A 20,242-nucleotide genomic window follows, 5' to 3' on the forward strand; every position below is an offset into this window, starting at 1 on the left:
GAAAATTAGTTCAATGATTTATTAGTTTAATTTAATTATTATATATTAAACTATTCAAAGGGTTTAATAATTCAAAAGAGGTTGTAAATGAATTTATCAGGATTAAAGTTTTCTAAAATGCATGGTCTTGGAAATGATTATGTTGTTATAAATGAATTTAATGAAGAAGTAATCCCAGAAAATGAAAAATCTCGCTTTTCAATTGATGTATGTAAAAGAGGCTTTTCTATTGGTGCTGATGGAGTAATCTTTATTTGTCCAGCTACTGATAATGGTGAAATAAAATTCAGGATTTTCAATGCAGATGGTAGTGAAGCTGAAATGTGTGGCAATGGTATCAGATGCTTTTCTAAATATGTTTATGATAATGATATTATTAAAAAAGATAAAATCAATGTTGAAACTTTAGGTGGATTAAAAAAAGTCGAAATTACTGTTGATGAGAAAAATAAAAGTTTATCTAAATTTTTTAAAGTTAACATGGGGTTATCAACTTTTAAAACTTCAGAAATTCCAATGGTAGCTAGTGTGGATGAGTTTTTAGATGAAGTATTAATTGTCAATGATGAAGAGATAGCTATGACCACTGTTAGTGTTGGCAATCCTCATGCAGTAATATTCACAGAAAATACTAATTTTTCTGATTTGAGTAGTGTGAATTTGGATATTTATGGTCCAGCTATTGAAAACCATGAAGCTTTTCCTCATAGGATAAATGTCCATTTTGTTGAAATAATATCTAAAGATGAAATTAAAGTTATTACTTGGGAAAGAGGAGCAGGATTTACCTATGCTTGTGGTACTGGAGCTACTTCCTGTGTTTTATCTGGTTTTAAACTTGGAATTTTAGATAAGAATGTTTTGGTTCATCTTCCTGGTGGAAACTTGGAAATTGAAGTTTATAAAAAAGATGATAAATTAGGAGCATTTATGAAAGGAGAAGCAGAATTAGTCTTTAATGGTGAAATGGTTTAAGATAATTTTTATTTATTTCATATATTTTAATAAAAATTAATTATTTTTCGCTAATTTTTTCATTAATAATTTTCAATTAATAATTTTCATAATATTCTATATAATATTCTTTATAATATTTTTTATAGTATTTTTCATTATATTTTTTATTAATATTTTAATATTTTCATTGAAATTCTATTCAAGTTATTATTTAAGTTGTTATTAGTTTATATATAAAAATTTTAAAAGTATATAAAATTTTAAAAAGGCAAAAATATATTAATACCTTCAATAAGAATATATTAATATTATCAAAGATAGGATAATTTTTCATAATTTTTATTTTAATATAAAACTTTAAAATGCTTATTGAAATTATATCCAATGATATTCTGTAATTTTTAGATTGTTATTATATTTGATTGCTTAATAGCATATCTATATTACTATTTACATGTTATAATTATACGAGGTTATTTAAATGCAAAGATCAAGAGGATTTAGAAGTAGATCAAGAAATAAAATGACTAAGGTTTCAAGACCTGGAAGATCTAACCCTATAACTAGAAAAATTCAGAAATTTAATAATAATGATTTGGTACATATTATTATTGATCCTAGTATCCATAGAGGTCAACCACACACAAGATTCCATGGTAAGACAGCTAAAGTAATTGGATATAGAGGAAATGCTTATATTTTAGCATTGAATGATGGTAACAAAGCTAAAGAATTGATTGTTAGACCAGAACACTTAAAACCACAAGAGTGATTCTAATGATAGGGAAGAAAGCATTAGAAAATGAGCCAATTCCTGCAGCTAAAGTAAAAGAGATACTTGAAGAATTTCAAGAAAAATATGAATTAAGTTATGAACAGAATTTAACTTTAGATCATGTTACAAAGTTTAATAAGCTTTCTTTAGAAGATACGGAAGAATTAATAGGAAAATTAGAAGAAATAGTTAAAAAAAAGCATGCAGTACGTATTGCTGACTTAATGCCTAAAGATTTGTCTGATTTAAGACTTTTATTTGCTAAAGAAAGATTGCCTATATCAAAAGAAGAATTAGAAAAAATTCTTTCTATTGTTGATGAATATAGGGATGATGAATAGATTTTGTATAACTTATCTAATTTTTTAACTATTATTTAATAGCTTATTATTGTTTAATGATGAGCTATTGAATTGTAACTGTTCTATATTATAAATTTATTGATTTCAATATTTTTATAGGTTTCATATTGATATTTCGTATTTATTATATTATTAACAAAGTCAATTATAATAAATTGATTTTTAATCATTGTTTTTAATATAATATTTATTAGAATTCTTTTTTTATTTTACTATTATTAATTGGTTTATTAATCAGTTTATTTTCATAATATTTTTTATGATTAGCTATTATAATTAAAATATAATATTATATTTAGTTTCATAGCTAATTAGAAAATAACTTTAATAACTTTTAATATCAGAAATTATTTTAATTATAGATTAAATAACTATTTAATGATTTTTTGTGGTTTATAATTAATAATTATATTTTAGTAGTATAATTTTATTTAATGGTTTATAGTTATTGTATTAAATCAAATAATATTAATATGATTTAAAAGTTTTTAATTATATCATAATTTTAATTATATAGAAAAGTATTAAATGTAATAGAAACAATATGAAGATAACTATAACTTTAAATGTTCTTTAATTTAAACAATTTACATATAAAATTACATTAAGAATTATAATTACATAAGAAGTATATTAAGAATTATATAAAAATAAGAATTATATAAAAATTAAGTATAAAAAATTTGCATAAAGAAACTTATATAAAAACTTATAATCTTAAGGCAGAATATTGAATTATAAAAATAAAATCTGTGCTTAATGTTGTGATTAAATGGAAGATAATGCAGTAATATTAGACTATTTACCTTTAGGTTATGTAAAGGAAAATATGTCTACCTTTAAAAAAAAGCCTGTTGCTCAGGCTATCGGAACCGAAAACTTTACTTTATTAGAGTTAATCCCAAAAGACAATGTTGACTTAGAGATTCATGAAGATGTATACATCGGCGCAGGAAAAAGAGATAAAATAAGTCGTGTTAAAGGAAAACTTGACTTCGAGAATTTGACTGCAACAAGTAGGATTGAAATTGATTATGTTATTAATGAAATAATAATGAACCATGAAGATAAGTATATTAAATGGATTAATGAAGCCGGACCTTTAAGCACACGTTTGAATAAATTAGAACTATTGCCTGGTATAGGTAAAAAGCATATGTGGGCTATTATCGAAGCAAGAGAAGAAGAACCTTTTAAAAGCTTTAATGATTTAAAAGAGAGAGTTCCCTTACTTAAAGATCCTATTGATAGTATTGCTAAAAGAGTGAAAATGGAACTTGACACTACTCAACCAAAAAGAGGTAAAAATAAGTATCGTGTTTTTACTCATTCTCCAAGAAGGCATGACTCAAAAAATAGAAAAAGACAAGGTAAAAGTAAACATAGGAGAAGAGATTAATAGATTAATCTCTATTTTATTTATTAATCTTTTTATTTTATAATTTTCTTTATTTTTGTTTTGGTTTCTTTATTTTCATTCTATTTTTTATAATAAATTCATATTTATTAATTCCTAAATGTTGATTTACATTTATTATTCATATTTTTTAATCTCATACTTATTAATTCTTATATATTAACTTTAATTTGCTAATTCCTATTTATTGAAGTGATAATTTGAAATCTAATGAAAATAATGAGCATAATTTCTCTTTAGCCACTGAAACTAAAAATATACTTCAAAAGCATGGAATTCGCTTAAATAAAAATTTAGGGCAAAATTATTTAATTGATGATTATAAGAGGAAAAAGATAATTAATTTTGCTAATATTTCAAAAAATGACACTATATTAGAAATCGGTCCGGGGATTGGAACATTAACGATAGAACTATCTAAAAAAGCTAAAAAAGTAGTAGCTATTGAACAGGATAAGAAAATATTTGAAATTTTATTTGAAAGAATACAAGAGGAAAATATTAGTAATATAGAGTTAATAAATGACGATGCACTAAATGTTGAAATATCAACTTTTTCAAAATCTAATAAAATAGTTTCTAATTTGCCTTATCAAATATCTTCTCCAATAACTTTTAAATTTTTGGAATTTGATTTTGATTTAGCTATTTTAATGTATCAAAAAGAGTTTGCTAACCGTATGATAGCTAAAGTAGGTGATAAGAATTATTCAAGACTTTCTGCAATGTTGCATTTTAAAACAAGTATTGAGTTTTTAGATAATATATCTCCTCAGTCCTTTATTCCACAACCAAAAGTAAATTCATCTGTTGTTAAGCTAACTCCTATAAGAAATGAAAGTTTTTTTTCAAATAAGACTAATGAGAATGATTATTCATTGATATGTAGAGCACTTTTCCCTCATAAAAATAAGAAAATTAGAAATGCTTTAATTGATTCAAGAAATATTTTAGGCTATTCTGATAAAAAAATATTAAGGGATTTATTAGATTCTAGTCCTGAATTAGAATCATTTTTAGTTAAAAGAGTTGTAAAAACCTCTCCTGAAGAAATATTAGAATTAACTAATTTGATTAAACCTATATTATGGGGATAACTTTAGAGTAAATTGTAAAATAATAGGAATGGATTTTATGAAGATTGGAGAGTTTAATATTGAATTAGAAAACATGGTTTATGAACCATCAGATGATAGCTTTCTTTTAATTGATAATTTGAATATAAATCCTGGCGAAAAAGTTCTTGAAATAGGAACGGGGTCTGGAATAGTTGCAATGTATGCTTCAAAAGTTGCTGATGAAGTTGTAGCTACTGATATTAATTTTAATGCTATTGAAATTGCTGAAAAAAATTTTTTGTTGAATAATATTGATAATATAAATATTCTTTTTGGAGATCTATTTGAACCTCTTAAGTCTGAGGGTTTTAATGAAAAATTTGATGTTATTTTATTCAATACTCCATATCTACCAACTGAAAATGATGAAGTTTTAGAAGATGATTTAAATTATGCATTTGATGGTGGCTTAGATGGAAGAAAAATAATCGATCCTTTTTTAAATCAAGTGAAAAATCATCTTAATAAGAATGGAAGGGTACAGCTTATTCAGTCTTCACTTTCTAATATAGAACAAACATTATTAAAACTAGAAGAATTAGGATTTTTAGTTGAGATTACTGCTAGTGAAAAATTTTTCTTTGAAGAAATTGTATTAATAACTGGATTTTTAGATTAAGTGATTATTATTAAATTATTAAATTAAAACTAAGATAAATATATTAATATAAAAAAACATGGAATAAGGTATGAAATAAAAAATGAAATAAAAAATGAAATAAAGAATGAAATAAAATGTAAAATAAGATATAATATAAAAATAGAAAAAAAGATTTTTTTTAAAGTTTAACCTTGAATAGTCACCTTTAACATTTTATCTCCTTGTTTTACTGAATTAACAACATCCATTCCAGAGATAACTTTTCCAAAAACAGTATGAACACCATCAAGATGAGGTTGAGGTGAGTGAGTTATAAAAAACTGGCTTCCTCCAGTATCTTTACCTGCATGTGCCATGGATAAAGCACCAGTTCCATGCTTATTATCATTTATTTCACATTTGATTGTATATCCTGGACCACCAGTCCCATTTCCTTTTGGACATCCGCCTTGAATTACAAAATCATCAATAACTCTATGGAATGTTAAACCGTCGTAAAATCCTTCTTTAGCTAATTTTTCAAAGTTAGCAACAGTATTAGGGGCATCTTTTTCAAATAATTCTAACTCTATGTTACCTTTTTCAGTTTCAATAATAGCTTTTTTCATAATATCACTTAAAACTTAATTTAAATTTATATCAATGTCTAAGATATGTTAAATATTCGAAATATAAGAAATATCAAATATAAAAATACTTAATATACAATATTTAATATAATAAAATTAATACAATAATATTTGATGTAAAAATATATTATATAAAATTATTCAATTATACAATATAATTATTCAATTATATAATATAATTATTCAATATATAAAATATATTTAATATACAAAATCATTATATTATTATATAAAAATCATTTTATTATATAAAATATTAATTAATACAAAAATATCTAAATTATATCAAAAACTTTTATGTTTTTTATTGTATAACTATTTTTTGATATAATTAATAATTATAGATAAATTAATAATTATACTATCAATAATTAATATTTTACTATATAGATAACTTAATAATTATAGATAAATAATAAATATGGATTCAACCATTTTAATTTATTAAAAACTAATATAAAACTAATAAAGAATTAATATAAAACTAATAAAAAATTAATATAAAATTAATAAAAATTATATTAATAAAAATTATAAAATAATTAAAATAAATTTTATTATAATAAATAAAATTTATTATACTAATTATTATACTAATGATACTATACTAATATGAGGAAACAGAATGAATAACAAAGAAATCATCGATTTAGACTCTAAATATATTATGCAAACTTATGGGCGCCAACCAATAGCTTTGAATCATGGTAATAGAGCTACTCTTTGGGATGCAGATGGAAATGAATATTTGGACTTCTTTGCAGGAATAGCTGTAAATGTATTAGGCCAGTCTCACCCAAAAGTAATTGAAGCTATTCAAAAACAAGCAGAAAAATTGATTCATGTTTCTAATGTTTATTATACTGAAGAACAAGTAAAACTTGCGAAGAAATTAGCTGAAATAACTATTTTTGATCGTGTTTTCTTTACAAATAGTGGTGCTGAAGCTAATGAGGGAGCTATAAAACTAGCTAGAAAATTTACTGGAAAAGGCGAGATAATTGCCACCAATAATTCTTTTCATGGAAGAACTCTTGTAACTGTTACAGCTACTGGTCAAGATAAATATAAAGAACCTTTTAAACCATTGCCTTCTGGATTTACTCATGTACCTTTTGGTGATAGTAATGCAATAGCTAATGCTATTACTGATGATACTGCTGCTGTTCTTATTGAAGCTATTCAGGGAGAAGGTGGTATTGTAGTTCCTCCAGAAAAATATTTAAAAGAAGTTGAAGCTATATGTCGTGAAAAAGAGGTTCTTCTTATTCTTGATGAAGTTCAAACAGGTTTTGGACGTACTGGGAAGATGTTTGCTTATGAATTATTTGGAATTAAGCCAGATATTATGACTATAGCTAAAGCTCTTGGTAATGGATATCCAATTGGTGGACTTTTAGCTAGAGGTAAAGTTGCTGAAGGTTTTGATTATGGTGATCATGGATCTACTTTTGGTGGAAATCCTCTTGGATGTGCTGTGGCTTTGACTGTTATTGAAACAATTAAAGATGAAAATCTTCTTGAAAATTCTAAAAATCTTGGAAACTATCTTAAAAATGAATTTATTAATTTAAATGAAAAATATGATTGTATAACTGATGTTCGTGGCTTTGGTCTTTTTTTAGCTATTGAATTAGATAGAGATTCTTCTGAAATAACAAATAAAATGAGAGAAAGAGGATTTTTAATTAATTCAACTGCTGGCAACGTTTTAAGGTTTGCCCCACCTCTTATAATAACAAAAGAAGAAATTGATAAAATGATTTTAGATTTAGATCAGGTATTTTCTGAGATTTAGTTAAAAATTTAATATTGATTTTTTCATTATTATTATTTTCATTATTTTTATTATTATTTTTATTATTACATTTATTATTTTTATTACTTTTAATGTTTATTTTTATTACTAAAAAATTATTTAAATAATATATAATTTTTTAATATTTTATTTAATTATTTCATTATTTTATTTTTTAGTTTTATTATTCTATTATTTTATTTAATTATGCTATTATTCTATTTTTTAGTTTTATTATTTCATTTTATTATTTTATATTATAATTATAGCTTATTTTACTTTATTTTTTCTTGATTTATTTTATTAAGTTAATATTTAAATTTAAAATCATCCTACTTCAATAACATCTAATTCTTTACAGATTGATTTTGTATTTAATATTTCACTAATACTTGGACTTGTCCTTGAATCATCACTTGAAATAAGTTCTTTGATATATAACCCACCTTGTGTTTTAACTATCATTTCAAATGTGTTAGAATTTATTAAATTAGTTGAAAGTTCTTTCACTTCTCTTTCACGAATTTTATCAGCTCTTCTATGAGATACTCTTTGAGGAGTTCTTTGTTTAATGATTGAATTTTCGAGCTTTTTAATTTTAGATAAATCTTCTTCTGAGATTTTTGCTTCACATTCTACTAAAGCACGATAAACTTTAAATGTATCTGGTGATGAAACTTTTATTTCTGCCTTTCTACTTCTTTCAGTAAATTTAAGATTATTATATTCAGTTTTTCCCCCTGAATATTCATTAACCTTCTTTGCTATACTGTCCAAATCTAATTTTCTGAATTTCGGTTCTTTTATTTCTAGTACAAATGGACGTCCTTCTCCCAACATTCTAACATCAATATCTTCTCTTCCAGCTCCATGGAATTTAGCTTCATATCCATTTGTTTCTTTTAGTACTATATCTGAGATTAATTCTTCTACAGATTCATTATACATCTTACCAGTTCCATCACATTCATCACAACCTTTTCCTTTACATTTCCTACAAGGCCACTTAGTTTGAGGAATGCCACGAATTAATTTTTTATATTTTCCTTCTATAAATATTGGATTTATTTGAATTCTAATCTTAATTTTTGATAAATCTTCTGTATTCTCTTCTTTGTCTTTATCAAGAATTTTTCTCAAATCTACCATAATTACTATATCTGGATTTTCAAAATCAACAGTTTTATTTAATTTAGCTTCTATTAATTTCCCTATTTTTCTGTTGATTTCTTTTTTAATATTTTCTACATCTAAATCTAAGATACTATTTATTTCTTCATCCTTTTCTAAGATTTTATTAGGTATTTTTGATCCAATTAAAAATGTTTCAAATTCTAAATTTAGATAATCAATTTTTTCAATGATTTTTTTCAATATATTTTCATTGGCAATGTTTTCATGAACTTTAAAAAGAATATCATTACATATTTCACATGAAGAAGATTTTTTATAATTATAACCCTTTTCAGATAGTTTTTCATTAATTAATTTGCCCCTATTTCTATTTCCAGAAATATTTTCTAATTCTTTTAAATTAGAGAACTTTCTTCCAAGACAACAGTTACAAATATTCTCATTATTTAGTTTTATTAGCTCTTTAGCTTTTTTAAGATTGTATTGATCCATGTTATCATTTAAATAATTTATTAAATTAGTATGATATTAATTATCAGAGTTCATTTTAATTATAATTCATTAAGTGTTACTTTATTCAGTATTACTTTAATATTCAATATTATTTCAGTATTCAGTATTATTTAAGTATTCAGCATCACTTTAATATTCAGTATTACTTTAATATTCAATATTACTTTAGTTTTAAAAATAACTTTATTTTTGGGAGTAATTTAATAGTAAAAATCAATTTAATCTATGATTGTTGATTCAATGACAACTTCATTGTTAATAACATCCATTTTGATAATTGTTGTTAAGGAACATCCTGTTTTATCTTTTACAATTTTTTTTCCTTTTCCTTTCTCAATTACAGCTATCGCATCTTTAATTTCAACACCTATCTTTTTAAGAGCTTTAATAACAGCTATATATGTTCCACCGGTACTAACAACATCATCTATGAGGAGTATCTTTTCTCCTTTATTTAGCTGGTTAATATATAGGTTTTGTTCACTGTAACCAGTTTTTTGAAATACTGGAACTTCACCAGGAAGCCCATATTCTCTTTTTCTAATTACTACAAAAGGAATGTTTGTTTCAAGTGAAAGTGCGGTAGCTAAATGGATTCCCATTGCCTCAATACAAACAATTTTATCAATATCTAAATCAGAATTATCTTTAATAACTTCTACAATTTCTCTTAAGATTTCAGGCTTCATTTCAGGAATTCCATCTGATACAGGATGAACAAAATAACTATACTCTCCTTTTTTCACAATTGGAGATTCTTGTAATGTTTTTTTAAATTCTTCAAGCATATTATCACTTTTTATTAATTATTCTTATTTCTATTCCTTATTGTTATTCTATATTTTCATTATCATTATTTCTATTCTTATTATCTTTATTTATACTATTATTATCCTTAATATCCTTATTATCCTTAATATCTTCATCATATCTATTATAATTATTTATATTTTTATTATCAGTATTTATATTCTTATCATCGTTATTAATATCATTATAATACTTATTTATACAAAATTATATTTATTAATCATTTACTAATATTAGATTTAAATATTATTAATTAGTTTTAAAAAACATAACTTTTATGAGATACTTTTAATAAATTTCTTAATTAATTTATTAATCATTAATTATTTATTAAATGATTAATAAATATAATTTTGTATAAATAATCTATGTAATTAATCTCTGTAATTTTTATAATATTAGTTTATATGTGTTAATTTTATGTGTTAATTTTATAATATTAATATTGAATATTATATAATTACTATTTAAAATATAATTATTATTTAAGGTATAATCATTAATTTAAGGTATATCAATTAATTTAAAATATAACTATTATTTATAGTGTAATTATTATAGTATAATTATTATTTAGGATAGTAATTGCTTATAGTATAACTTATTTAGGATATTAATTGCTTATAATATAATCATGTTTAAATTATTTAAAAAATATTATTGTGAATTTTATTATTAAAAGTTATTAATTAAAAGCCTGGTGATTAGATGTTAGGAAATTTAGGGAAGAGTCTTACAAACACAATGAAAAAATTGGCAGGTATGACTGTAATCGATGAAAAAACTATTAAAGAAGTTGTTAAAGATATTCAAAGAGCTTTAATTCAGTCTGATGTTAATATATCTTTAGTTTTAAAGTTATCAAAAAAAATTGAAGATAGGGCACTCAATGAAAAACCACCTAAAGGAATTACTCCAAGAGAACATGTAATAACTATTGTTTATGAAGAAATGGTCAATCTTCTTGGAAGTGAACCTCATGAGCTTGAAATAAATGATAAACCTTTTAAAATAATGTTTTTAGGGTTACAAGGAAGTGGTAAAACAACTACCATTGGAAAATTATGCAGATTTTTACAAAAAAAAGGTTTTTCACCTGCTGTTGTTTCTACAGACACTTGGAGACCAGCTGCTTATGAACAATTAAGACAGTTAACAGAAGAGATGCAAATATCTCTTTATGGTGATCCTGATAATAAAGATGCGGTAGATTTAGCTCGTAAAGGTTTAAAAAAGTTTAAAAACCAAAAAATTATCATATTTGATACAGCAGGAAGGCATAAAGAAGAAAAAGATCTTCTTGATGAAATGGAGAAACTTTCTTCTGTTATTGAACCAAATGAAGCAATGTTAGTCATTGATGGAACTATTGGTCAACAAGCTGGAGAACAAGCTAAAGCTTTTGCAAGTACTACTGATGTTGGTTCAATTGTAATTACAAAGTTAGATGGTTCAGCTAAAGGAGGAGGTGCTCTTTCAGCTGTTGCTGAAATTGGTGCACCAATAAAATTTATTGGGACTGGTGAAAGAGTAGATGACTTTGAAGTTTTTGACCCTGAAAGATTTATTTCTCGTTTACTTGGAATGGGAGATATTAGAAGTTTAATTGAAAAAGCTGAAGAAGTTGTTGATGAAGATGTAGCTGCTGAAACAATGAATGCTATGTTAAGTGGTAAATTCACAATTAAAGATATGGAAAACCAGTTCGAAATGATGAATAAAATGGGACCAATGAAACAAATTATGAATATGATTCCAGGTCTTGGTGGAAAAGTACCTAAAGAAGCCTCTAAAATGACTGAAGATAAAATAAATAAGTATAAAATTATAATGTCTTCTATGAGTACTTATGAAAAGGAAAATCCAAAGGTTATTAAACAATCTAGGGTAATGAGGATTGCTAAAGGTTCTGGAGTTAAAAATGAAGAAGTTAAAGAACTTTTAAAATATTATAATAATACAAAAAAAGCTATGAAAGGCATAGGAAAACGTGGGATGGGTGGAGGATCCATGGGACGACTTATGGGTCAATTCATGAGATAAATTTTTAATTTCTTTTTAAATTTATTTTTAAACCAATTTAATCCATTTAAGTCCATAAATCCATAAATCCAATTAACCTATTTAAGTCTATAAGTCCATAAATCTATAAATCCATTTAACCTATTTAAGTCCATGAATCCATTTAAACCCATTAAATCCATTTAAATTTATTCTAAATTCATTTAAATCTATTTTTAAACTTATTTTAACTCTTATTACAGGAGTAAGTATGTCATTATATGATATGAATATTGAAAAAGCTATTAAAGCTATTAAAAAACAGAATGCTAAGAATGTTGGTCTTCAATTTCCAGAAGGTCTTAAAACTCAAGGAACTAATATTGCAAGAATTCTTGAGAAAGAAACTGATGCTAATATTATAATTTCTGGAGATCCTTGCTTTGGTGCTTGTGATGTAAGTGACAGTAAGATGGAGGGTTTAGTTGATTTAATTATTCATTATGCTCATACTCCACTTCCGATTAAATATAATGTTCCAGTACTGTTTATTGAAAGCTATTCTAAAGTTAACATTTATAAATCTCTTGATGAAGCTCTTGAATTAATTAAAGATTATTCTAAAATTGTTGTAGCTACTACAACACAACATTTAAATCTTTTAAATGAAATAAAAGATTATTTAGAGGATAATGGGAAAGAAATTGTTTTAGGGTCTTCAAAAAGTACTTTAAAAGGACAAGTTTTAGGTTGTAATTTTTCTTCTATAAAAAATCTTGATGCAGAAGCTTATCTTTTTTTAGGTAGTGGAAATTTTCATCCATTAGGTATTCATCTTTTTACTAAATCTCCAGTAATAGTTGCTGATCCTTATAGTGGAGAAGCAAGGGATATAGGGGATTTTGCTGATAGGATCCTTAGAATAAGATTTGCAAGAATAACTAAAGCAAAAGAAGCTAAAAAATGGGGGATACTAATTTCTTCTAAAGAAGGGCAGTATAGATTTGAATTAGCTAAAGAAATAAAGAAAACCCTCACTGATGAAGGAATGGAAGCTTATTTAATTATGATTGATAATATAACTCCTGATGCACTTTTGCATTATATGGATTTAGATGCTTTTGTTGTTACTGCTTGTCCTCGAATTGCTATTGATGATTCTCAAATGTATAAGAAACCACTTATAACTCCTCAAGAATTAGAAATAGTTCTAAATAAAAGAGAATGGGAAAATTATCAGCTTGATGAAATATTATTTCATGAGAAAAATAAATATTAAGTCTTTTATTTAATTTTTGTTTATTATATTGATATTTATTAATATTGGAATTATTTATAATATTGGAATTATAATATATCTAATTTTTACAATCCATTTTTACAATCCATTTTTATAATCCATTTTTATACATAATTCTTACAGAAAATCTTTTTTATAAACAAGCTCATTTATACAAGTTTAGTTATAACAAATTTATTTATAGCAAGATTATTTACACAAAATTTTTATTTACATAGAATTTTATCTATACGCAATTAATATATATGATGAAATTCAAAATTTATAACTTGCAACACTAATAATATTGAAAATGATTATATAAAATATAAACAATTTATAATTTTAAAACTAATTTGTAGCATTGTTTTATTAATTTTTTATTCAAATTTCATTAAAATTCTTATTTTTAGAGGTATAAGTATGAAAGTTAAATCTGGAGATTTTGTGATGCCGGGAGATGTTCTTGGTGTTAGTGAACAATTTTTACCTGATAAATGGACTTATGATGATGAAGGTTATATTAGAGCATCTGTTTTAGGAACAGTTGATATTAATTCTTCAAAGAAAAAAATTTCTATAGTCCCTTCTTCAGGCAATCCTGCTGTTTTGAATGTGGGAGATAGTATTTATGGGGAAATAACTGATGTTCGTGGTCAAAGAGCAATGATTAATGTCCAGAAAATGAAAAATACTTCTAGGAAATTAGCTCTTCCGTATATGGCTGCAATTCATATTTCACAAGTAAAAAAAGGATATTTAGAAAAATTAACTGATGCTTTTAGAATTGGGGATATTATTGAAGCCAAAGTATCTAAAATAATGGGAGATAATTTAGATTTAAATACTGAAAATACTGAAAATGGTGTTGTAAAAGCTATGTGTACTCGATGTCGTGCATATATGGTGCCAACTGAAAGGAAAGATGAAGTTTATTGCGAAGTTTGTGATAGGAAAGAAAGAAGAAAAGTTTCCACAAACTATGATTGCTGAATAAATGATATATTTATAATATTCAGCTAATATTTGATTAACATTTATAGGATGATAAAATGGATGATATTGAGATTTTGAAAAGTACAAAATTAGAACTGGAATTAATGATTCCTGGTGAAAGCCACACTATTTGTAATGCTTTGAGAAAAATCCTTATGGAAGATGAGGAAATTGATTATGCTGTTTATGGTATTGATCACCCATTAATAGGTGAACCAATAATAACAATCAAGGCTAAAAGAACTAAAGACCCTAAGAAATCACTCTTAAGAGCATCTAATAAATTAAAAGAGCAATCTGACGAGTTTAAAAAATTAATAGAATCAGTGTAAATATTTGAAACATAATTATTTAATATTTTTTGTAATGTTGTCTTATTATATTTAGCTATATGTTTCATTATATAGATTTTATACTGTAAAATTATTTTAATATCTTATTGATTTTTCGTTAAATTATTAATATTATTAATATTATTAAATATTAAAACTATTAAAATTATTAAAGCTATTAAAATTATTAGAATTATTAATATTATTAAATATTAAAACTATTAAAATCATTAAAGCTATAAAATTATTAATTGTTAGTATTAAAATCAATCATGGGTCTGTTCTTTATTCACTATTTTTATTATTTTTACTTTTAGTTTTATTTATAATTTTATAAAATCAGCTAAAATAGAAATTTCATATAATTTTATATAATTATTAGTCGTGATATCTTTGATTAATTACAAAAAACCTTCTATTACAGTGGATATAATTATTTTTAATGAAAAAAACAATGATGATATTAGAATAACCAAAAATAAAGAATTTGTTTTAATTAAAAGAAAAAATGAACCATTTAAAGATCACTGGGCGATCCCTGGTGGATTTGTTGATTATGGTGAATTAGTAGAAAATGCTGCTTTAAGAGAAGCTAAAGAAGAAACTGGAATTGATGTTAAAATTAAAAAACTTTTTGGTGTTTATTCAGATCCTAAAAGAGACCCTCGAGGACATACGATTACTATTGTTTATATAGCTAATGGGAACTTTAGTAAAATGAAAGCAGATAGTGATGCTTTAGATGCTCAAATAATATCTTTTAATGATATTGAAGATATTAACCTTGCTTTTGACCATAAAAAGATATTATGTGATGTTTTTAATGGATTGAAATAATTTAACATATAAAAATTATATAAAATTTAATGATTAAGTTTTTATAAAATTATGATTATAGAATAATAAGAAAATAATATTAATTATAATGTGGAATTATAATCGATTATATATATTATAATTATTTATAATTATTTATTAATTTATATTCATTAATTTATTTATTAATATTATACTAATATGTTAGTATTATACTAATATGTTAATATTATATTAGTATTATACTATTGGGAGGAATATTATGGAGTTTTGTCCGAAATGTGGAGCTATGATGCTTCCAAATGGTGATAAATTTCAATGTAAATGTGGTTATACTAAAAGTTTAACTGAAGAAGATGTTAATCAATATGCAGTTAATGAAAAGGTTGATGCAAAAGAAAATGTCATAATGAAAGGAGAAGATATTAATACACTTCCTACAACCAAAGTAACATGTCCGAAATGTGGCAATGAAAAAGCTTCTTGGTGGTTACAACAAACTCGTAGTGCTGATGAGGCAGAAACAAGATTTTTAAGATGTTTAAAATGTAAACATACTTGGAGAGAATATGATTAGAGATGATATTAATCTTTTAATATTCTAAAATTGATTTATATTAGAATTCATTATTTAAAATTTAATATCAATGTATAATGATTAGATTATACTATTCATAGTATCGTAGTGATTAAATTATGCTATTGTGATTAAATTATATTATTATAAGTGATTAGATTATATATTATATGATTAGATTATATTATTAATATTCCTCACTAAATGATGGAATATTATATATTCATTTTTTCTGTTTAGATAAGTACATCCTACTGATTTATATATAATAAGTTTTTATATTTAATTAAAAACTAAATAGTATAGACATTTAAAACAGTATATACATTTAAAATTTATTGAGGAAATCCAATGCCTGATTCCAAGAAAAATTCTGACGATGAATCGTTTATCGATAAAATTGTTTCATCTATTAATAAAATTGATAAAGTTGATTCTGATGAAAAGGCTGATTCTGAAGAAGAATTAGATGAAGAAAAAAAGGATAACGATGAAAAATCAAAAGATAATACTTCTGATAATGACCTTTTTTTAACATCTAAAACAGATGAAATCCTTTCTAATGATTTTAAACGTAAATTTCCTTTTTTAGCTATAATTGGTATGGTGCTCGGCATAGTTATTGTTTTAGCAGGGATTTTTTTTATTTTAGGCGCTTCTGAAAGAGTTGTTGATAGTGTTGCTTCAGGTGAAACTGGTACCTTAGCTATTTTTATAATATTTATAGGAATTATAATCCTCGGAGCTTCAGTTCTTGGAATTTTATCAAAAAAAGGTCCAATTTCAGATGCATTTAATCTTGATGATTTAAAATTATTAGACGAAGATGATTATGAAGAGGATCATGAATCTAAAGACAACAATAAATCTAATGATAAATCTAACCACAAATTTAACGATAAATCTAAAGATAAATCTGATGATAAATCTAAAGATGAGGTTAAAGATTCAAAAAATGAATTAGATGATTTGGAATATACTTCAAATAAAGATTCTAATTTAGATAACTTTGATAATATAGAGAAATTCAAAGATTTAGATGAAGATGGGAATGAAATTTCTAATGAAAGTATTTCTAATAATGATAATAATTATGAAATCTTAGAGGATAATGATGAAACCTTTGAAGATATCTCTGAATCTAAGGATAATAAATTAAAAGAAGATTCTAATGAAGATATTGAAGATATTGGGGAAAATGAGTCTAATGATAAATAGGAAGTGTGTTCTAGATTTAAATGTATATTATATAAATGTATAATATAAATATACTATAACATAAACTATAATATTATTATAGATTTGAAAGGATATTATCTTATAGTTTATATATTTTTTTGTATAATTATTTATAAAATTTATATTTATTTTATAAATATTAGAATCATTTTTAGGATTATCTTTAGGATCAACTTTATTTTCAATAAATTTCAGGTTTATAAGTTATAATATTCAATATAACATTTAATTCATTTGAATTATAATCCATAAAACTTATAATTTATAAAACTTTGAAGTCTTATAAAGTTTAAAAAAATCTTATAAACTTTGAAAATCTTATATATGTATAAATATGATGAAGAACTATCATATATATACATTATATAATGATGAATAACATTGAACACTATAGTTATTAATAGATTAGAATAATATTATAAATTATAATGATATTATAAATTATAGTATTATAAATTCAATAATTAATAATAATTATTTTAATAAAATAATTCTTTTAATAGAATAATTCTTTTATTAACTAATTTAATGTTATCTAAAATCTTAAAACAGTTAAAGAGATGATTTTAAAATGTTTAAAGCTGAATTAAGTAATCCTAATATTTTAAAAACAAGTTTTGATGCTATTTCATCTATTGTTGATGAAGTACAAATTCAAACTGATAGTGAGGGTATTAGACTGGATGCCCTAGATCGTAGCCACATCACATTCGTTCATTTGGAACTTAAATCAAGTTTATTTGATGAATTTATTTGTGATGAACCAGAAAAAATCAATATAGATACTGACGAATTCGTTAAAGTTTTAAAACGTTCTAAAAGTGATGATAGAGTAATAATGTCTCTTGATGAAGGAAATTTTATTATAACTTTTGAAGGGGAAGCTAAAAGAACTTTTAAAATCAGATTAATTGATATTGATCAGGAACCTCCTTCACCTCCTAAATTAGACCATCCTACTCAATTTGAAATTCCTTTCGCACTTTTAAAGGATTCTATTGCTGATATTGATATATTTTCAGATAAAATTTCTTTAAAAGTTGATAATGAGTACTTTAGGGCTGGAGCTGAAGGTGAATTTGGTGATGCTAATATTGAGTATCTTCATGGAGAAAAAATTGAAACAGATGCTAAATCAGTTTTTTCGCTTGAAAAAATTAGAGAAATGCTCAAAGCAGATAAATTTTCTGATATAGCTGTTATTAAACTTGGAGATGATATGCCTCTAGATCTTAAACTTAAAATGGTTTCTGATGATGGTGAACTCAGCTTTTTGCTTGCTCCAAGGATAGAAACTGAAGATTAATCAGTTTCTTATTTAAATTTTAATTTATTTAGTTTTTTACTTATATATATATATAGTTTTTCAATGCTAGATCAGTTAATTTTATTTTATATTTAGAATAACAAATGTTTACTTGTAATAAGTGACATTTAAGTATTTCAAGTTCTATATTAATCCTATATTCATAAATCAATTAATTTAGATATAATTTCAAGATTTAAATTATGTTAGTTTCTTAAGATTAGCTTTTATTAAATCATTGGCTTTTATTAGATTATTAGATTTTATTAAGCTATTAGCTTTTATTAAAAATTAATTAGAGATGATTATTTTTGGAAGATCAATTTTTTGCTAAATTACGTGAAATTCAAAAGAAAGAACGTGCAAATAGCTCATTAGCTAGGGTTGGAAATGATTTTTATAAAAGAACTCATAGGTACTTAGATAATATTAGAGATATTGCTGTTAATGATCCTTTTTCAGAAGAAAGTGATTTATTAAGGAATGCTCAGAGAATAGCTACTGAAATTTGTGAAATTAGAGAACATAAGATAGCTGATGCTGCTGTTATGAATATTCATAGGTCTTATCATCTTTTTCAAGGAAAGCCTCAATTTGATTTAATAGATACAACTCCTTTGAATATTACTGAAGAAGAAGAAAAACTTTATTTTTCATTTATCGATGTTTTAAAGTCACATAGAAGGTCTATATCATTAGATGAACTCACAACTAATGATAATACTTCTAAAGATTCTAATCATTTATCAGATAAAAAATCTTCGGATGATTCTATTAATACTAAATCTGATGATATTAACTCTAATGTTAACTCTAATATTGAATCTAATGGTATTGAATCTAATAATAGATCTAATGATAAATTCATTAATAATAAATTAAAGAATAAAAATAATGATATTAAAAATAATTTAATTGAAAATAATAATGTTAAAAACGATAATGCTAAAAATGATAATGTTCTAAAAAGGCTTAAAACCATAAAATCTGCGAAAGTTATTGAAGATGAGAAAATTGAAAATATTGAAAAGCAAATTTCTAATTCAAATAGTTTTAATGAAAAAAATGAGAATTATGAGTCTTCAAAATCAGTAAAATCAGCTGAAATAGATAAATCAAAAATTTCTAAAGACTTTAACCAAGATAATTTTATTCAGGGCAATAAAAATATAAAAAAAGGAAGAAAATCTGAATTAGCTAATATTATGGGTAATGAAGAGGATCAGTTTGTTGATTTAGATTCTTTAGTTGTTGATGAGACATTTAGTTCTGATAATTCTCTTGATCTAAATAAATCAAAATCAACAGTAAATAAAATAGCTAATGTAATGATTCTAATATTTTCTGAGATTAATTCTATTATGGGAGTAGATAAAAAGATTTATGGTCCTTTTAAACCTCAAGATATTGTTATAATGCCTGATATTAATGCAAAAATCTTAATTAAGAATAAAAAAGGTAGATTGGTTAAAATTTAGTTTTATACATTGTTTTCTATATTTTAGCTATAATTAATAGCTGTAATAATGTAAAAGTTTTTCATTTACATTATGAAAATTTCTATTATTCCATTAAATTTAAA

19 protein-coding genes are annotated in these 20,242 nt (G+C 23.9%); 16 read left to right on the top strand and 3 right to left on the bottom strand.

Annotated features, from left to right (window positions below; translation table 11 throughout):
• The first annotated feature begins 87 nt into the window (after positions 1-87).
• The 6 genes from dapF to MBBAR_RS02450 all read left to right on the top strand — a co-directional run bounded on the left by dapF (position 88) and on the right by MBBAR_RS02450 (position 5,248).
• Positions 88-975, top strand: a complete 888-nt coding sequence (dapF, locus tag MBBAR_RS02425) for a diaminopimelate epimerase (RefSeq protein ID WP_080459694.1) — start codon at positions 88-90, stop codon at positions 973-975.
• A gap of 463 nt (positions 976-1,438) precedes the next feature.
• Positions 1,439-1,729, top strand: a complete 291-nt coding sequence (locus MBBAR_RS02430) for a 50S ribosomal protein L21e (protein ID WP_080459695.1) — start codon at positions 1,439-1,441, stop codon at positions 1,727-1,729.
• Between the two features lie 5 nt (positions 1,730-1,734).
• Positions 1,735-2,073, top strand: a complete 339-nt coding sequence (locus MBBAR_RS02435) for an RNA polymerase Rpb4 family protein (RefSeq protein ID WP_080459696.1) — start codon at positions 1,735-1,737, stop codon at positions 2,071-2,073.
• 793 nt (positions 2,074-2,866) lie between these two features.
• A complete protein-coding gene (locus MBBAR_RS02440; protein ID WP_080459697.1) occupies positions 2,867-3,493 on the top strand; it encodes a DUF655 domain-containing protein in 627 nt (208 codons plus the stop codon).
• A 218-nt stretch (positions 3,494-3,711) separates the two neighbouring features.
• A complete protein-coding gene (gene rsmA / locus MBBAR_RS02445) occupies positions 3,712-4,608 on the top strand; it encodes a 16S rRNA (adenine(1518)-N(6)/adenine(1519)-N(6))-dimethyltransferase RsmA (protein ID WP_080459698.1) in 897 nt (298 codons plus the stop codon).
• Between the two features lie 43 nt (positions 4,609-4,651).
• Positions 4,652-5,248 (top strand): HemK2/MTQ2 family protein methyltransferase, encoded by a 597-nt coding sequence (locus MBBAR_RS02450; protein WP_394334519.1) that lies wholly within the window; start codon positions 4,652-4,654, stop codon positions 5,246-5,248.
• A 167-nt stretch (positions 5,249-5,415) separates the two neighbouring features.
• Here the strand turns inward: MBBAR_RS02450 and MBBAR_RS02455 are convergent, their stop codons facing one another.
• Positions 5,416-5,838, bottom strand: coding sequence for a peptidylprolyl isomerase (locus MBBAR_RS02455; RefSeq protein WP_042702866.1), 423 nt, complete (start codon positions 5,836-5,838; stop codon positions 5,416-5,418).
• A 646-nt stretch (positions 5,839-6,484) separates the two neighbouring features.
• Here MBBAR_RS02455 and MBBAR_RS02460 point away from each other — a divergent pair.
• On the top strand, positions 6,485-7,657 hold the full coding sequence (locus tag MBBAR_RS02460; RefSeq protein ID WP_080459699.1) for an acetylornithine transaminase: 1,173 nt from the start codon (positions 6,485-6,487) through the stop codon (positions 7,655-7,657).
• Between the two features lie 327 nt (positions 7,658-7,984).
• On the opposite strand, the gene MBBAR_RS02465 is transcribed toward MBBAR_RS02460, so the two are convergent.
• Both MBBAR_RS02465 and hpt read right to left on the bottom strand, forming a co-directional pair.
• Entirely contained in the window at positions 7,985-9,283 is a 1,299-nt protein-coding gene (locus tag MBBAR_RS02465; protein ID WP_080459700.1) for a tRNA pseudouridine(54/55) synthase Pus10, read from the bottom strand.
• A 239-nt stretch (positions 9,284-9,522) separates the two neighbouring features.
• On the bottom strand, positions 9,523-10,092 hold the full coding sequence (gene hpt / locus MBBAR_RS02470; protein WP_080459701.1) for a hypoxanthine/guanine phosphoribosyltransferase: 570 nt from the start codon (positions 10,090-10,092) through the stop codon (positions 9,523-9,525).
• Positions 10,093-10,822: 730 nt separating this feature from the next.
• On the opposite strand from hpt, the gene MBBAR_RS02475 reads away from it, so the two are divergent.
• The 9 genes from MBBAR_RS02475 to MBBAR_RS02515 all read left to right on the top strand — a co-directional run bounded on the left by MBBAR_RS02475 (position 10,823) and on the right by MBBAR_RS02515 (position 20,138).
• Positions 10,823-12,157 carry a signal recognition particle protein Srp54 gene (locus tag MBBAR_RS02475; RefSeq protein WP_080459702.1) on the top strand — a complete coding sequence of 445 codons (1,335 nt, stop codon included), beginning with the start codon at positions 10,823-10,825 and terminating at the stop codon, positions 12,155-12,157.
• A 229-nt stretch (positions 12,158-12,386) separates the two neighbouring features.
• Positions 12,387-13,394 (top strand): diphthamide biosynthesis enzyme Dph2, encoded by a 1,008-nt coding sequence (gene dph2 / locus MBBAR_RS02480; RefSeq protein WP_080459703.1) that lies wholly within the window; start codon positions 12,387-12,389, stop codon positions 13,392-13,394.
• A gap of 423 nt (positions 13,395-13,817) precedes the next feature.
• Positions 13,818-14,387 carry an exosome complex RNA-binding protein Csl4 gene (locus tag MBBAR_RS02485; protein ID WP_080459704.1) on the top strand — a complete coding sequence of 190 codons (570 nt, stop codon included), beginning with the start codon at positions 13,818-13,820 and terminating at the stop codon, positions 14,385-14,387.
• Positions 14,388-14,446: 59 nt separating this feature from the next.
• Positions 14,447-14,722 (top strand): DNA-directed RNA polymerase subunit L, encoded by a 276-nt coding sequence (locus tag MBBAR_RS02490; RefSeq protein ID WP_080459705.1) that lies wholly within the window; start codon positions 14,447-14,449, stop codon positions 14,720-14,722.
• A 393-nt stretch (positions 14,723-15,115) separates the two neighbouring features.
• The gene (locus tag MBBAR_RS02495) at positions 15,116-15,559 is read left to right on the top strand and encodes an NUDIX domain-containing protein (RefSeq protein WP_080459706.1); all 444 of its coding nucleotides are present in this window, start codon (positions 15,116-15,118) and stop codon (positions 15,557-15,559) included.
• A 241-nt stretch (positions 15,560-15,800) separates the two neighbouring features.
• On the top strand, positions 15,801-16,115 hold the full coding sequence (locus MBBAR_RS02500; RefSeq protein WP_042702876.1) for a transcription factor S: 315 nt from the start codon (positions 15,801-15,803) through the stop codon (positions 16,113-16,115).
• Between the two features lie 351 nt (positions 16,116-16,466).
• Positions 16,467-17,333 carry a hypothetical protein gene (locus MBBAR_RS02505; protein ID WP_080459707.1) on the top strand — a complete coding sequence of 289 codons (867 nt, stop codon included), beginning with the start codon at positions 16,467-16,469 and terminating at the stop codon, positions 17,331-17,333.
• Between the two features lie 592 nt (positions 17,334-17,925).
• Positions 17,926-18,660 carry a proliferating cell nuclear antigen (pcna) gene (pcn, locus tag MBBAR_RS02510; protein WP_080459708.1) on the top strand — a complete coding sequence of 245 codons (735 nt, stop codon included), beginning with the start codon at positions 17,926-17,928 and terminating at the stop codon, positions 18,658-18,660.
• Between the two features lie 311 nt (positions 18,661-18,971).
• Positions 18,972-20,138 carry a DNA replication complex subunit Gins51 gene (locus tag MBBAR_RS02515; RefSeq protein ID WP_080459709.1) on the top strand — a complete coding sequence of 389 codons (1,167 nt, stop codon included), beginning with the start codon at positions 18,972-18,974 and terminating at the stop codon, positions 20,136-20,138.
• The last annotated feature ends 104 nt before the right edge of the window (positions 20,139-20,242 follow it).

Origin of the sequence: Methanobrevibacter arboriphilus JCM 13429 = DSM 1125, from assembly GCF_002072215.1 — an archaeon.
GTDB lineage: Archaea > Methanobacteriota > Methanobacteria > Methanobacteriales > Methanobacteriaceae > Methanobinarius > Methanobinarius arboriphilicus.

What these genes read in the sequence shown, in the direction of transcription:
- dph2 (WP_080459703.1), top strand. Translation starts at nt 12,387, where the DNA reads ATGTCATTATATGATATGAATATTGAAAAAGCTATTAAAGCTATTAAA.
- MBBAR_RS02435 (WP_080459696.1), top strand. Translation starts at nt 1,735, where the DNA reads ATGATAGGGAAGAAAGCATTAGAAAATGAGCCAATTCCTGCAGCTAAA.
- dapF (WP_080459694.1), top strand. Translation starts at nt 88, where the DNA reads ATGAATTTATCAGGATTAAAGTTTTCTAAAATGCATGGTCTTGGAAAT.
- MBBAR_RS02475 (WP_080459702.1), top strand. Translation starts at nt 10,823, where the DNA reads ATGTTAGGAAATTTAGGGAAGAGTCTTACAAACACAATGAAAAAATTG.
- MBBAR_RS02440 (WP_080459697.1), top strand. Translation starts at nt 2,867, where the DNA reads ATGGAAGATAATGCAGTAATATTAGACTATTTACCTTTAGGTTATGTA.
- MBBAR_RS02485 (WP_080459704.1), top strand. Translation starts at nt 13,818, where the DNA reads ATGAAAGTTAAATCTGGAGATTTTGTGATGCCGGGAGATGTTCTTGGT.
- pcn (WP_080459708.1), top strand. Translation starts at nt 17,926, where the DNA reads ATGTTTAAAGCTGAATTAAGTAATCCTAATATTTTAAAAACAAGTTTT.
- MBBAR_RS02460 (WP_080459699.1), top strand. Translation starts at nt 6,485, where the DNA reads ATGAATAACAAAGAAATCATCGATTTAGACTCTAAATATATTATGCAA.
- MBBAR_RS02490 (WP_080459705.1), top strand. Translation starts at nt 14,447, where the DNA reads ATGGATGATATTGAGATTTTGAAAAGTACAAAATTAGAACTGGAATTA.
- MBBAR_RS02430 (WP_080459695.1), top strand. Translation starts at nt 1,439, where the DNA reads ATGCAAAGATCAAGAGGATTTAGAAGTAGATCAAGAAATAAAATGACT.
- hpt (WP_080459701.1), bottom strand. Translation starts at nt 10,092, where the DNA reads ATGCTTGAAGAATTTAAAAAAACATTACAAGAATCTCCAATTGTGAAA.
- MBBAR_RS02455 (WP_042702866.1), bottom strand. Translation starts at nt 5,838, where the DNA reads ATGAAAAAAGCTATTATTGAAACTGAAAAAGGTAACATAGAGTTAGAA.
- MBBAR_RS02500 (WP_042702876.1), top strand. Translation starts at nt 15,801, where the DNA reads ATGGAGTTTTGTCCGAAATGTGGAGCTATGATGCTTCCAAATGGTGAT.
- MBBAR_RS02505 (WP_080459707.1), top strand. Translation starts at nt 16,467, where the DNA reads ATGCCTGATTCCAAGAAAAATTCTGACGATGAATCGTTTATCGATAAA.
- MBBAR_RS02465 (WP_080459700.1), bottom strand. Translation starts at nt 9,283, where the DNA reads ATGGATCAATACAATCTTAAAAAAGCTAAAGAGCTAATAAAACTAAAT.